This window comes from Pontibacillus yanchengensis, assembly GCF_009856295.1.
GTDB lineage: Bacteria > Bacillota > Bacilli > Bacillales > BH030062 > Pontibacillus > Pontibacillus yanchengensis_A.
In genome coordinates, this window is sequence record NZ_WMEU01000002.1 from 320,301 (window position 1) to 334,414 (window position 14,114).

The 14,114-nt window shown below is 36.4% G+C and carries 18 protein-coding genes; 9 read left to right on the forward strand and 9 right to left on the reverse strand.

The window, feature by feature from the left end; all coding sequences use genetic code 11:
• The first annotated feature begins 63 nt into the window (after nucleotides 1–63).
• On the forward strand, nucleotides 64–294 hold the full coding sequence (locus GLW08_RS08730; protein ID WP_160848503.1) for a YrhC family protein: 231 nt from the start codon (nucleotides 64–66) through the stop codon (nucleotides 292–294).
• 347 nt (nucleotides 295–641) lie between these two features.
• On the opposite strand, the gene sigK is transcribed toward GLW08_RS08730, so the two are convergent.
• The 8 genes from sigK to GLW08_RS08770 all read right to left on the reverse strand — a co-directional run bounded on the left by sigK (nucleotide 642) and on the right by GLW08_RS08770 (nucleotide 7,591).
• Complete coding sequence (gene sigK / locus GLW08_RS08735; protein WP_160848255.1) at nucleotides 642–1,355, reverse strand: RNA polymerase sporulation sigma factor SigK; 714 nt, start codon at nucleotides 1,353–1,355, stop codon at nucleotides 642–644.
• A gap of 480 nt (nucleotides 1,356–1,835) precedes the next feature.
• Nucleotides 1,836–2,210: a monovalent cation/H(+) antiporter subunit G gene (gene mnhG / locus GLW08_RS08740; RefSeq protein WP_160848257.1), complete on the reverse strand. Its 375-nt coding sequence runs from the start codon at nucleotides 2,208–2,210 to the stop codon at nucleotides 1,836–1,838.
• Entirely contained in the window at nucleotides 2,191–2,499 is a 309-nt protein-coding gene (locus tag GLW08_RS08745) for a Na(+)/H(+) antiporter subunit F1 (RefSeq protein ID WP_160848259.1), read from the reverse strand. The genes mnhG and GLW08_RS08745 overlap by 20 nt, the downstream gene beginning before the upstream one ends.
• Before the next feature lies 1 nt (nucleotide 2,500).
• Nucleotides 2,501–2,977 (reverse strand): Na+/H+ antiporter subunit E, encoded by a 477-nt coding sequence (locus tag GLW08_RS08750; RefSeq protein ID WP_160848261.1) that lies wholly within the window; start codon nucleotides 2,975–2,977, stop codon nucleotides 2,501–2,503.
• Nucleotides 2,978–2,984: 7 nt separating this feature from the next.
• Nucleotides 2,985–4,466, reverse strand: a complete 1,482-nt coding sequence (locus GLW08_RS08755) for a Na+/H+ antiporter subunit D (protein WP_160848262.1) — start codon at nucleotides 4,464–4,466, stop codon at nucleotides 2,985–2,987.
• Complete coding sequence (locus tag GLW08_RS08760) at nucleotides 4,459–4,797, reverse strand: Na(+)/H(+) antiporter subunit C (RefSeq protein WP_160848263.1); 339 nt, start codon at nucleotides 4,795–4,797, stop codon at nucleotides 4,459–4,461. The genes GLW08_RS08755 and GLW08_RS08760 overlap by 8 nt, the downstream gene beginning before the upstream one ends.
• 1 nt (nucleotide 4,798) lies before the next feature.
• Nucleotides 4,799–7,129 (reverse strand): Na+/H+ antiporter subunit A, encoded by a 2,331-nt coding sequence (locus GLW08_RS08765; protein WP_160848264.1) that lies wholly within the window; start codon nucleotides 7,127–7,129, stop codon nucleotides 4,799–4,801.
• Between the two features lie 288 nt (nucleotides 7,130–7,417).
• Nucleotides 7,418–7,591, reverse strand: a complete 174-nt coding sequence (locus GLW08_RS08770; protein WP_423808691.1) for a sporulation histidine kinase inhibitor Sda — start codon at nucleotides 7,589–7,591, stop codon at nucleotides 7,418–7,420.
• 527 nt (nucleotides 7,592–8,118) lie between these two features.
• On the opposite strand from GLW08_RS08770, the gene GLW08_RS08775 reads away from it, so the two are divergent.
• Genes GLW08_RS08775 through GLW08_RS08810 form a run of 8 tightly spaced genes read left to right on the forward strand, consistent with a single transcriptional unit; the run spans nucleotide 8,119 to nucleotide 13,170 of the window.
• A complete protein-coding gene (locus tag GLW08_RS08775; RefSeq protein ID WP_160848265.1) occupies nucleotides 8,119–8,649 on the forward strand; it encodes a YqeG family HAD IIIA-type phosphatase in 531 nt (176 codons plus the stop codon).
• Nucleotides 8,637–9,737: a ribosome biogenesis GTPase YqeH gene (gene yqeH / locus GLW08_RS08780; protein ID WP_160848266.1), complete on the forward strand. Its 1,101-nt coding sequence runs from the start codon at nucleotides 8,637–8,639 to the stop codon at nucleotides 9,735–9,737. The genes GLW08_RS08775 and yqeH overlap by 13 nt, the downstream gene beginning before the upstream one ends.
• A 19-nt stretch (nucleotides 9,738–9,756) precedes the next feature.
• Entirely contained in the window at nucleotides 9,757–10,605 is an 849-nt protein-coding gene (gene aroE, locus GLW08_RS08785; RefSeq protein WP_160848267.1) for a shikimate dehydrogenase, read from the forward strand.
• On the forward strand, nucleotides 10,599–10,889 hold the full coding sequence (gene yhbY / locus GLW08_RS08790) for a ribosome assembly RNA-binding protein YhbY (RefSeq protein WP_160848268.1): 291 nt from the start codon (nucleotides 10,599–10,601) through the stop codon (nucleotides 10,887–10,889). The genes aroE and yhbY overlap by 7 nt, the downstream gene beginning before the upstream one ends.
• A 13-nt stretch (nucleotides 10,890–10,902) precedes the next feature.
• Entirely contained in the window at nucleotides 10,903–11,472 is a 570-nt protein-coding gene (locus GLW08_RS08795; protein ID WP_160848269.1) for a nicotinate-nucleotide adenylyltransferase, read from the forward strand.
• Complete coding sequence (gene yqeK / locus GLW08_RS08800; protein WP_160848270.1) at nucleotides 11,459–12,025, forward strand: bis(5'-nucleosyl)-tetraphosphatase (symmetrical) YqeK; 567 nt, start codon at nucleotides 11,459–11,461, stop codon at nucleotides 12,023–12,025. The genes GLW08_RS08795 and yqeK overlap by 14 nt, the downstream gene beginning before the upstream one ends.
• Before the next feature lie 21 nt (nucleotides 12,026–12,046).
• A complete protein-coding gene (gene rsfS, locus GLW08_RS08805; protein ID WP_160848271.1) occupies nucleotides 12,047–12,415 on the forward strand; it encodes a ribosome silencing factor in 369 nt (122 codons plus the stop codon).
• Nucleotides 12,415–13,170: a class I SAM-dependent DNA methyltransferase gene (locus tag GLW08_RS08810; RefSeq protein ID WP_237458374.1), complete on the forward strand. Its 756-nt coding sequence runs from the start codon at nucleotides 12,415–12,417 to the stop codon at nucleotides 13,168–13,170. The genes rsfS and GLW08_RS08810 overlap by 1 nt, the downstream gene beginning before the upstream one ends.
• Nucleotides 13,171–13,286: 116 nt before the next feature.
• Here GLW08_RS08810 and comER read toward each other — a convergent pair whose 3' ends face one another.
• Nucleotides 13,287–14,108: a late competence protein ComER gene (comER, locus tag GLW08_RS08815; RefSeq protein WP_160848272.1), complete on the reverse strand. Its 822-nt coding sequence runs from the start codon at nucleotides 14,106–14,108 to the stop codon at nucleotides 13,287–13,289.
• Nucleotides 14,109–14,114: the final 6 nt, after the last annotated feature.

Below are 14,114 nucleotides of genomic sequence, written 5' to 3' on the forward strand. Positions count from 1 at the left end.
GACTCTCGCCTTCATTATACATGTTATCATGCTAAAAGAGGGAGAGGTGGTAAAGTGGAAAACATGACAAAAGAATTAAAAGCCAAAATAGAAGATTATAAGCGTTTTATCTTAACATTAATTATTTTAAGCTTCTATTTTTATATAGGTACATTGATTACCACTTATATTCATCCGAACAAATTTAACTCCATATTATTAATGTTGACAGGTGTTAGTATAGTAGCATCTATGCTATTTGTAGTGAAATGGAAGAAGTACTATAAACAGTATCAAGAGCAACACCAAGAATAAGGAAGTAGGTAGAAGCGCGAGGGGCTAATTCAATGTCTCTCGTGTTTTTTTGTGTCAAAAACAGATGACACAAAATCTCCCGAACTCAAAAAGTTCGGGAGATTTGTTAATAATAGTACCGGTAATAATAAAAGCCACCAAGTACAAGCAATAGGATTAACAATACCACAACCAAACCTAAGCCGTATCCTCCATAGTATGGTCTATAGCCACATGGTAGTGGATATGCTGAATAAGGATATCCACAGTCTCCAAAGCCGTACATGCACTCTCACCTCATTAACCTGTATAGTTATGATTAGGGTATGTGCGGAGGTGAAAATCTGTATAGGGAATAGCCTATATAGCTAGGAAGAAGATTTATTTTTTTCTTTGCGATAGAATTCATGAAAAATCTTCATTAATGCTCTTTTCTCGATGCGAGATACATAACTCCTTGAGATTCCTAGTTTTTTTGCGATTTCTCGTTGAGTCAATTCATCTTTCAATCCTAGACCATACCTACCAATGATAACTTCCTTTTCACGGCTATCTAAAATTTGTAAGTATTCTTGTATTTTCTCAACTTCCATATTTAACTGGATTAACTCTACAACATCTGCATTTTCCGCTTTAAGAATATCGATTAAGCTAATTTCATTTCCCTCTTTGTCTTGGCCAATTGGGTCTTGTAAGGAAACATCCTTTTTTGTCTTTTTTAAGGCTCGTAAATGCATCAATATCTCATTTTCAATACAACGTGCAGCATACGTTGCAAGTTTTGTTCCCTTTCCTGGAGAGAAGCTTTCTATTCCTTTAATTAACCCTATCGTTCCAATGGAAATTAAGTCTTCATTGTCCTCGCCTGTATTCTCAAATTTTTTGACAATATGAGCGACAAGACGAAGGTTATGTTCAATTAAGCGGTTTCGAGCATCTTCATCTCCTTCTTGCATGGCTTCTAGACATTTTGTTTCTTCTTCTGAACTAAGTGGTTGTGGGAAGGCATGATTTTTAACATAAGATACAAAGAAGATCGTTTCTTTAACAAGATAAACCAAAGCGGACACTAAACTAGACAAACGCATGCACCTCCACCATTCATTTAGGCCATAGCCTATATAGTAACCTTATGCAACACGTTTTTCGATTGTGTCTGTCCAGTATAGAAAAGTATGAGTAAAGGATTTAATTCAAGCTATATAAAAAGAGAAATGTAATCATAAATATAAAAACGAGGTTTTCTATTCGCTAAAAGACCTAAATAAAATGTAAGATCTTTTGATTACCTTAGTCAGAAGGATGCTATGGAAGAAACATTTTATTCTGTATTGTTCAAAATGGAATGATTAATTATCATGTTGCAATTTGTGTAAGAGGGATGGAAAGATTGAATAGGAAACAACTAGCTTTTACTATCGATTTAAGCTTAATTAAGAAGAATATTAAAGCTGTGCTTATTCTCCACATTCTATTATGCTTTCAATTGGAATAACAAAAAACTAACAGGATTACAAAATAAAAAGCATTCTACTGAGCGAGTAGAATGCTTTTTGTATGAATTACGATTGTTGTTCTTCTGATTTAAATGCTTTATCATAATCGTCTTTTATGCTTTGGTCCCATAGTCGCACACCGCTTCGATAAGCAGCTCGTGAGATCATGTGCCCTGATACAGGAGCTGTTATCAGGACAAAGATAATCCCAAGGATGAGCTTACCACTAACAATTCCATATTCAATATACATAAATAGGAACGACCCAATCATAATTCCAGCTACCCCTAAGGTTGCGCCTTTTGTTGCAGCATGTAGACGAGTGTACACATCTGGAAATCGTAATATTCCAATAGAGCTTGAAATAATAAAGAAAGTTCCAGACAGTAGGAAAAGCATGATCACGATGTCCCATATGATTTCAATCCATGTCCCGCTCAATGATAACACCCTTTTCCAAGAATTTTGCGATAGCAACGGTTCCTATAAACAACAGGATACCAATCAGTAATATAATATCATTTAGCTTAGTAGTAACAAGATAAATGGCAAGCAATCCTGCCAATCCCATAAGATTGATACCGATTGTGTCTAGCGCAACGGCTCGATCTGGATTAGTTGGCCCCTTTATAGCTCGATAGAGCAGAATGAATATAGAAATAGAGACTCCGACAATGCAAATTTCAGTGACAATTTTTAATAAAGCTTGCGTCATTTCTAGGGCTTCCATGCTATCTTGTCACCTCCTTAATTGCCTTTTCAAAGGAATCTTTGATTGAGTTAATCTCTTCTTCGACATCCTCTATATTCATCGCATGTACGTAAATATAGGAGTGGTCGTTTGATACAGCAATGGATAGAGTACCAGGAGTAAGTGTAATAAGGTTGGCTAGTAGTGTAATTTCCCAATTGCTTTTTAAATCGATTGGCAATGCAAAGATACCTGGTTCCATGTCCAAGTTTGGCTTATATACCCATTTTACGATTGAGATATTGGATAGCAAAAGCTCTTTAATAAATAGCAATACTAAATAGATAATCTTCATGACACGCTTCATGTAAAATTCGTCTGGGATAAATCGCTGTAATAGAAACAGCATAAAGATTCCAATCAGATACCCTACAACGAAATTGCTAAAGTGATAGCTTTCATTTAAGAACATCCACATGAGCGCGATAGTAATATTTAATACAATCTGAAAAGGCATATTAGGTCTACTCCTTTAACACGGAATCGATGTATTGAGATGGGTCTAATAAATATGTGGAGATGTCTTCAACCATTGGATACACATATTCAGCTCCAACTCCGAGAAAAACAGAAAAGGCGACAAGGAAAGCTATTGGCCACGCGTACGCTCTTGATTTTATGCGATTTGGCGTAATGGTATCGTCCTTTTCACCCCAAAACGCTTGTATGAATATACGAATCATGGAGAATAGAATCAAAAGGCTTGTGATTAAGCCAATGATGACAATAGCAATTTGATCTTGGGCGAGCCCTTCTTGTAATAGTAATAATTTACCTATAAAGCCACTAAATGGAGGGATACCAGCCAACGTAAGTGAAGCCACAAAGAATAACCAACCTATAACAGGATAATGATGAATCAGACCTCCCATTTTTCTTAAGTCGCTTGTGCCAGTTATAGCTACAATGGCACCTACAATCAAGAAAAGTGTCCCTTTAACAATCATATCGTGCAATAGATAATAAATAGAACCTGAAATAGAAGCTTCTGTGTATAGTCCTATTCCCATAAGCATAAATCCAACTGCCGGAATAATGTTGTATGAAATAATTAACTTAATATTATTGGTGGATAGCGCTCCAATAACGCCTGAAATCATAGTTAGAGCAGCTAACCATAAGAAAAATTGATGCGTGATATCAATCTCATAGACAAAGATGGTTGTGAACACACGTAATATAGAGTAGATTCCAACTTTTGTTAGCAACGCACCAAATAAGGCTGATACTACTGGGTTAGGCACAACATATGATTTAGGAAGCCAATAGTAAAGTGGAAAAACAGCTGCTTTTGTTGCAAACACGAAAAACAACAGAATGGCTATGGTCGTAAGAATACCTCTTTGTTCTACTTCTTGAACACGCTCAGCGATTTGAGCCATGTTAACCGTTCCTACGACAGAATATAAAAAGGAAACCACGGTAACGAACAGGATAGAAGAGAATAGATTAATTAATACATATTTAATCGATTCTCGTAACTGAATCTTACCACCGCCTAGAACGATAAGGGCGTAAGAGGCCATTAATAACACTTCAAAAAATACGAATAGGTTGAATAAATCGCCAGTTAGAAATGCACCTGAAACGCCAGTGATTAGTAAGAAAAAGAATGTATAGAAATAGAAGTTTTCTTGTTGTTGACTTAGACTTTTTCTTGCAAAGAATACACAAGCTACTGCAATTATATTGGTTGTAATAACTAGAAGGATAGAAAGCATATCGGCTACTAGAACGATTCCATATGGTGCTTTCCAACCACCTGTTTCTAAAATGATAGATCCATTTTGAAAGACCAAGTACCCAATATAAGAGACAACAACTAAGTTACTAATGGATACGATAATAGAAAAGATACGGACCATTTTTGTTTTGTTATGAATAAAAGCTGCAAAAATCCCAGCTAATAACGGTATTAAAATTGGTAAGACGGCTAAATTACTCATAATCGCTACCCCTTAATTCTTCCATATTGTCGGTTTCGTTTAATAATGAAGCTCTGTAGGCTAACACTAGCAAAAAGCTTGTAACTCCGAAACTTATGACGATGGAGGTTAGAATGAGTGCTTGAGGAAGAGGGTCTACGTATTTTTCAACACCCTCTACTAATATCGGTGGTTTCCCACGTTTTAACTTACCCATCGTTAAAATAAATAAATGGGCTCCATGGGAGAGTAAGGCTGTTCCGATAATAATTCGTAACATTTGTTTTTGTAATAAATTATAGATACCAGTTGCAAATAAAATACCAGCTAACATTGAAGTGATAATTTCCATATTATTTCGCCTCCTTCTTACGGCGAAGTTTAATCATTCCATATATCCCTAAAGCTGCTATTCCTAAAACGGCAATTTCAAATAGCGTATCTAGTCCACGCATATCAACTAAAATAACGTTTACGACGTTACTTCCTCCACCCAACGATTTAGATGTTTCCAAGAAATAATCTGAAATAGGGTCAAACCATTTGCTAGTATAGGATGAAATCCCAACAAGGGTCATCATACCTCCAAAAGATATTGAAATTGCGGCATTCATAAAGATAGACCCTTTTGATTCATTTCGTTTTTCTAACTTCGGTAGATGCATGAAGACAAGAAGGAATAGAGCCACAGTTACAGTTTCAATAATCAACTGTGTTAACGCAAGGTCTGGAGCTCGGTATAAAACGAATAGAATCGATAGTCCATATCCTACTACGCCTAAAATAAGAATGGCAGCAATGCGGTTATTCGTAAAAATGGTAGCAATAGAAGCTAGAACCATCATACCTACAACTAGTAACTCAGGTAACCTTATTTTTGCTAGGTCAGTAGCATCAAGGTTTATGCCATTTGTAATGACAATCATGCTTATAGTGCCAAAAATAATCGCAATTAATATGAGCTGAACATAAAGTTTTAGCGAGCCAGTCATATAGGTTTTGGTGATTTTCGAAGAGAAGCGTTCCGTTCGATCAACCAACCAATCATAAACACGATTGAAACTTAACTTACCAGGAATCACATTGTAGATAGAATTCCAACGTTTACGCGTTAGTACAAGAAGGGTTCCAAGACCTACGACAGCAAGGGACATGAATAACGGAGTTACGAATCCATGCCAAAAACTAATATGTTTATGGCTTTCATGGCCACTAATGGCTTCAGCTGCATGAGCTAAGAAGGACCCATTCACTAGATGTGGGAACAAGCCAATGACAATAATTCCAATAACTAAGATGATAGGGGAAATGAGCATTCCAATTGGTGCTTCATGTGGTTTTTGAGGTAGCTCCTCTTTTTTATATTCACCACGAAACGTACCGAAGACAAGGTACATGGAATATACAAATGTAAAAATACTACCAAGTACCGCTAAGAATGGGATTGCTGTTGCTAATCCTTGAGCGATTCCACTATATTCTCCTAATTCCAGGGAATATTTAAAGAACATTTCCTTACTATAAAAACCATTCAAGAATGGGAGAGGTACACCGGCCATAGAGAATGTACCAAATAACGCTAGTGTAGCTGTAATGGGCATAAAAGTCATTAATCCGCCTAGCTTTCGTATGTCTCTTGTGCCTGTCTCATGATCCACTATACCGGCAACCATAAAGAGACTACCTTTAAAAGTAGCATGGTTTAATATATGAAATACAGCAGCAAATATAGCTGCGTCTGTACCGAAGCCAAGCATAGACATAATCATACCAAGTTGACTAATCGTTGAAAAAGCTAAAATTCCTTTTAAATCCGTTTGGCGAACTGCCATGAAGGAGCCCCAACAAAGGGTGATAATACCTATACCACTAACTACAACAAAGAACCATTCGCTTAGTGAAAGTATAGGCAAGAAACGTGCTACTAAGAAAATACCTGCTTTTACCATCGTTGCAGAGTGTAAGTAGGCACTAACGGGTGTTGGAGCTTCCATTGCATCAGGAAGCCAAATGTGAAACGGAAATTGAGCTGATTTGGTAAAGGCTCCTAAGAATACAAAACCTAGAATCCATCCGAAATAAGGGCTATTCATAATAGTATCCTTTTGATCGATCATGGATTGAATACTTGTTGTATCTGTAACAATTGTTAATAGAATGAGTCCAGCTAACAAGCTTAATCCACCAAAAACTGTAATTAACATCGATTTTAATGCTCCATAGCGGGATCCACTTCGATGATTCCAATAACCAATTAAAAGAAAGGATGAAAAAGAAGTAAGTTCCCAAAAGGAATACAGAGCATACACGTTGTCTGAAAATACAACGCCTAGCATAGCAGCCATGAACATAAGAAGATATACATAAAAATGGCCTAATTGTTCAGTCTTATGTAGATAATATATTGAATATAGAACCACTAAGGTGCCAATACCACTAATTAATAGCCCAAACAATAGTCCAAGCCCATCTAAATATAAATCAAAGTTAATATCTAGAGAAGGTATCCAATTATATGACTGTGAAATTGGAGAAAATTGTTTGCCCACCTTAAGGATAAGGAACAAAAATATACTAAAAGGGATAGGTAAAACAAACCATCCTGTATGAACCTTTTGTTTCCATTTACTTAAGAAGGGTATAAGACACGCAAATATGAGTGGTAAGAATACAGCAATTAACATTGAGTCTAAATCCTCCCTCGTTTTGCAAAGCGATTGTGCTTTAGCATATGTTTGTTCTTGTTGACATAGTATCCACTCCATTGTAAGCAAAAAAAGGTCCTAGGTTCAACTAATGTTTACTTGCAAAGGGGGAATGATGGGTTTTTATATTAAATAGGAAAGAATTATATAAACGAAAACGTGTATTATCGTTAAGTCTTCCCAATTTTGATAGGGTTGAGTTGATAAATGGGAAAAAATCAATAAAAAACCTTATCACTTTTTTGTGATAAGGTTTTGAAGCATCCTTTAACTTGTTTGTTTGATGGAATGAGAGATAGATCTTCGTTTTAGTTCTTCTTCAATTAGTTTAATAAATTCATCGCTTAAGTTTAATTCGGTAGCTTTTATATACGCATCAAGTAACAATTCATCAGATATGTGTTCCATAGCACTTCGCCAGCATACTATGCGGGCTAACACACCTCCTGCTTGGAATAAACTTTATGAGTTAATCCAAATTTATTAATTTCCTCCACTTTATAGCCTTTGTTTACTCTCTTGTGTCCTTAAGCCATTCTTCTTAGTGACATGAATTGCCCAATAGAAACCTTGCTCAATCTTGTCATAGATGAGTAGTAATACTAAGCTTTTCATTAAGAATTTGTTGTTCGAACATGTAACTCATGTAATGTAAATTAACTTTATCATGAATCATATATCGCTACAACATAGGTGATATCCACAGGATCCTGTATATAACTTGTGGGTAAATGGTTGATAATGGAAAGATAAACTGATGCAATACTGTGAGTTTTGTGGAGTAAGTTATCCACAGTGTAAACTATGTAGGAATTTGTCGAAAAGTTTCTTGTCTAAATAGTATTTTTAAACATATAATGATTAGGTTTCTCAAAAAAATTAAACTTTTTTTTGAAAGGCAACGCTAAATTGTATATCATGAATAAGTGGTTAATGTTCGGTAATAGGCATAAATTGAGGTGAGCCCGGTGTTGAAAAAGTTTTTACCAAATGAGCATGTTCAATCTGTGTTTGAGATTAAACCTTTGGATTTAAAAAAACAGGGGATTAAGGGAATCGTTACAGATTTGGATAATACGCTGGTAGCATGGGATACGAGAGACGCTACTCCCGAAATAGTTGAGTGGTTCAAATTAATGAAAGCAAATGGCATTCAAGTCACCATTATATCTAATAATAACGAAAAACGAGTAACATCATTCTCAGAACCTTTAGAGATTCCTTTTATCTATAGCGCTAGGAAACCATTAGGACAAGCATTTCGAAAAGCACAACAAGCAATGGGTGTAAGGAAACAGGAAATGGTGGTAATTGGAGATCAACTATTAACGGATGTATTAGGTGGAAATCGTGCTGGATTGCATACGATATTAGTAGTACCCATTGTGCAAACAGATGGATTCTTAACAAGAGTTAACAGAAAGATAGAGCGGCGCCTGTTAAGCTGGTTTCGTCGTAAAGGTATGATTTCGTGGGAGGAACAACAATGGAAAAAATAATTTGTCAAGGATGCGGCGCTGAGATTCAAACCCATGATCCAAATGCTGTTGGATATGCACCTTCATCAGCATTAAATAGGGATGAAGTTATATGCCAACGATGCTTTAGACTAAAACATTATAATGAAGTGCAGGATGTAGATTTAACAAATGATGATTTCTTAGATATGTTAAACCAAATAGGTGAAGCGAATGGAATAATCGTTAAAATCATTGATATCTTTGATTTCAATGGAAGTTTCATACAAGGTCTTCCTCGTTTTACGGGGAATAAACCAATTTTGTTAGTAGGGAACAAAGTTGATTTACTTCCAAAGTCTGTTAATCCAAATAAAGTTATGCAATGGATGAGGAAATCTGCTAAAGATCAAGGTTTGAAAGTTTCTGATGTTTTTCTAGTGTCTTCCAAAACTGGACAGGGGATGAAAGAGGTAGCTGAAGTGATGGATCAGATGCGTAAAGATAAGGATGTTTACGTAGTAGGTTGTACAAATGTGGGGAAATCTACATTTATTAACCACTTAATCCATGAAACTACGGGTCAAAAAGAAGCTATTACGACCTCTTATTTTCCGGGAACGACATTAGGCTTCATAGATATTCCGTTAGATGAAAGGTCATCGCTTTATGATACTCCCGGTATTATTAATCATCACCAGATGGCTCATTATGTTTCAGATCAAGATTTAAAAGTGATTACACCAAAGAAAGAAATTAAACCGCGGAATTTTCAACTAAATCCAGAGCAAACTCTTTATTTTGGTGGGTTGGCCCGCTTAGATTTCGAAAAGGGGGATAAGCATTCATTTGTATGCTATTTTTCCAATGAATTAATGATTCATAGAACTAAATTAGAAAAAGCGGATGAGCTGTATAAAGATCATGTTGGAGAGATATTAGTTCCTCCAAACGAAACTACATTAGCCAATTTACCTCCATTAAAACCACAATCCTTCTATATAGAAGAAGGTAAAACAGACATTGTGTTTTCTGGGCTTGGATGGGTAACAGTACCAGAAGGCGGGGTTACTGTTACTGCTTATTCACCAGAAGGCGTCCGAGTATCGCTACGTTCATCTCTAATATGATAGGAGGGCAAGGTACGTTATGGGTTATATATTTGGTCTGATTGGATATCCTGCTAAGCACTCCAGGTCTCCATGGATTCATCATCATTTTCTTGAACAGCAACATGAAAGTGGGGTGTATCGAATTTTTGAAACATCCCCTGCAGATTTACAATCTACACTAGCATCAATGAAGCAATTACAAATAGATGGTTTTAATGTTACTGTACCTTATAAAGAAGACATCTTACAGTATCTTGATAAGCTTGATCCGTATGCAAAAAAAGTTGGTGCAGTTAATACCGTCCTCTATCAAGACGGTGAGTGGATTGGTTATAATACAGATGGAAAAGGGTTTGTTCGATCACTATTAGAAGCCTACCCCAATGTAGATTTATCCTCCTCAAAAGCTCTGTGCATTGGTGCTGGAGGAGCGGCTAGAGGAATCTATACTGCTCTGTTAGAAGAGGATATGCAGCGAGTAGATATTGCCAATAGAACACCGGAAAGAGCGAATACGATTGTTGAGTTAAATGATCAAGAAATTCCTTCTAGAGCAATATCTTTAGGTGAGGCAGAGAAATCACTGGAGCAGTATGATATTATTGTACAAACAACCTCCGTGGGAATGCCTCCGAATGATCATCAACAAATTATTTCCTTGACAAATGTGAAAAAAGGAGCAATTGTTGCAGATATTGTCTATAAGCCATTTGAGACAATATTTCTACAAGATGCGAAACAAAAAGGTGCTCATATCCTCCATGGACATGGTATGTTGATTTATCAGGCAGCTTTAGCCTATGAAAAATGGACGAATACAACGATCCAAGCCGACGAACTTCTAGGGAAATTTGAACAACAATTGAAAGGTGATGACGCATGTTAACAGGTAAACAAAAACGATTTTTACGTTCTAAAGCACATCATTTAAGCCCAATTTTCCAAGTGGGGAAAACTGGTGTGACCAATAATATGGTTACACAGATTGATGAGGCTTTAGAGAAAAGAGAGTTAATTAAAATAAGTATTTTACAAAATAACTTTGATAATAAAAATGAGGTAGCTCAAGAATTGGCTGATGGAGCAAACGCGCATATTGTTCAAATCATTGGGAATACCATCATTCTTTATAAAGAATCTTCCAATAATAAGGAAATCCAACTACCTTAAAAAGGAGTATAGCATGAAAAAAATTGGGCTGTTAGGAGGGACATTTGATCCTCCTCATCTCGGGCATCTACTGGTAGCAGAAGAAGTGTATCATGCTCTAGACCTTGATGAAGTATGGTTTATTCCATCAAATGATCCCCCTCATAAAGATTCAACAGACACAAATACAGAAGATCGATTAGAGATGACCCGAATGGCTGTCCAATCAAATCAACATTTCAATGTGAACACAATTGAGATTGAACGATCGGGTACATCTTTTACGTTTGATACAGTCAGTTCTCTTGTGAATACCTACCAAGATACGGAGTTTTATTTTATTATGGGTGGAGATATGGTGGAGTATTTACCTAAATGGCATAGAATTGAAGAGTTACTAGAACTAGTCTCATTTGTGGGGGTTCAACGAAAAGGGTTCGAACTCCAGTGCGAATATCCAATTATTAAAGTTGAAACTCCTATGTTTGAAGTTTCTTCCACTTTAATCCGTAACCGAGTTCAAAATGGTGGATCTACTAGGTATTTATTGCCGGAAAGAGTTGAAACCTATATAAAGGAGCGAGGTTTGTATGGAAAGAGATGAAGCACTAGCAGTCGTAAAACCAAAGCTAAAGCAAGAACGATATGATCATACTGTTCGCGTGATGGAAACATCCATTCAGCTTGCTCAAACTTACGGTGTTGACGAGAAAAAAGCAGAAATAGCTGCTATTTTTCATGATTATGCTAAATATCGCCCAATTGAAGAAATGAGGCGTTGGATTCAAACAACTTATTTGCCAAAGGATTTACTTCATTATCATCATGAGTTATGGCATGGTCCAGTTGGAGCAAAGCTTGTCGAAAGAGAAGTAGGAATTCATGATCGGGAAATATTAGAGTCAATTCATTATCATACAACTGGACGATCTCATATGACCCCTCTTGATAAAGTAATTTTCCTTGCAGATTATATAGAACCAGGAAGAAAGTTTCCAGGTCTCTCTGATGTGCGAGATGCGGCTTGGATGGATTTAAATCATGGATGCTGGATGGCTGCTAAAAATACGATACAATTTCTAATGAGTAAAAACCAACCGATTTATCCTGAGACCTTTAATGCTTACAACGCATTAACGAAAGCAAATAAAAACTAGAATAGCTGGAGGTAAGATAGAATGGACAGTAAAGAACTGATGGAGCTTGTGGCAAAATCATGTGACGATAAACGTGCTGAGGATATTGTTGTTCTAGATATGAAAAACGTATCTCTTATTGCGGACTACTTCCTTATTTGTCACGGTTCAAATGAACGCCAAGTACAAGCAATAGCGCGTGGAATCAAACAAGATGTTGAAGAAAAGGATATCGAAGTGAAGAGACTGGAAGGGTTTGAACATTCTAGATGGGTCCTTGTAGACTTAGATGATGTTGTTTGTCACATTTTCCATGAAGATGAACGCGGTTATTATAATCTTGAACGTCTTTGGGGAGATGCACCCACTTATACGTATCAAGAGATTGAACAAAATCAAGGCCAAATGTAATGATGAGTTACGGACGATTTGCCCAGGTCTATGATCAGCTCATGAGTGATGTGCCTTACGATGAATGGGTAAGCTTCACAAAAAATCGTTTGCATGAGTCTTCTATTGTAGTTGAAAATGTAGCTGATTTAGGTGCAGGAACAGGGGAAATCACCCTCCGATTAGACAAAGAAGGATATAAAATGACCGGGGTTGATGTATCAGAAGAGATGCTCAGTATTGCTCACCAAAAATCAATTCAACATCAATCTAGCATAAGATGGTTACAGATGGATATTACTAATATGAATACAAGCTCCACATTCGACGCCGTGGTTTGCTATTGTGATGTTGTGAATTACATTACAGAAATTCATCAGGTTCAAGCATTCTTTCATAATGCTTATCAATTACTAACTCCTGGAGGGACATTTATATTTGATGTCCACTCTACTGGGTATGTACAAGATTTTCTTGCTAATCAAACTTTTGGTACAGTGACAGATGATATCTCTTATATTTGGTTTTGCGAAGAAGGAGATAGGCCGTACTCAGTCTCTCATGATTTGACGTTTTTTGTGAGAGAGGGAAATCAGTATGAGCGATTTGATGAGCTCCATTATCAGCGGACTTTTTCGGTTGAGACATATGTAGGCTATTTACAGGAAACCGGCCTTAAGGTACGTAGCATTCATGGTGATTTCTCTGATGAAAACGGTTATAATGAAGAAAGTCAAGATCGTATTTTCTTTGTATGTGAAAAACCATATAAGTAAGAGGAAGCCTGATTTATGAGGCTTCCTCTTTTTTTAGTAGTAAATATCCCGAGCTTAATACTTATATTAAATGTAAAATCAGAGAGGATTTTTTGTGACTAAGTCGAATATGTGTATTAGTCATTTAGTTGATTCGATATCTCTCGTTTATCCTCTTGGTATTTTTTATGTGTCTTTTGAAAGAGGTGATGAAACATGTCTCCAATTTCCTCTTCAAGTATTTGAATTCCCTCCCCTGTAACACCACCTTTAACACAAACCTTGGCTTGTAAAGTAGATAAAGAATAATACCCCTCTTCAATAAGCTTTCCAAACCCTATTAACATTTCGGTTATCATGGTAGTCGCATCTTCATTTGTTATGTCTGTCTCTTCACATGCAGCTTGCACGAATCGTTGGATAATATAACTAAAAAATGCAGGTCCGCACGATACGATATCGGATGATACTCTAGTAATTGCTTCGTTAATTTCAAGTGGTCTTGAGTAAAGTTTCACACTTTGTTGAATGTATGCTTTCATAACAGGATCAATACGTGTACCAAAAGTCATTAAACTGACCCCAGTTCTCGCTCTATTTGTTATGCTAGGAATGATTCTGGCGACTTGACATGGGACGAGTTTTTCAAGTTCTTCAACTGAATATGGACTTGTAATCGATACTAAGCAATGTTTCTCGGTTAACTGTGATTGTATGTCCGTTAAAAGGGGGTATATATCTAATGGCTTTACACAAATAAATAGCACATCTACTTTTTGAGCTAATGTAGCAGGATCATGTATGACATTTATATCCGGATAATAATCTTTTAACGCTACAGCTTTTTTTAAAGATCGATTGGTTATATACAAATCTGATTGTTGTATCATGCCAGAATCTAACCAAGCTTCCATCAAGATTCTCCCCATATTACCTGTACCAATAATTCCCCATTTCATCTATGT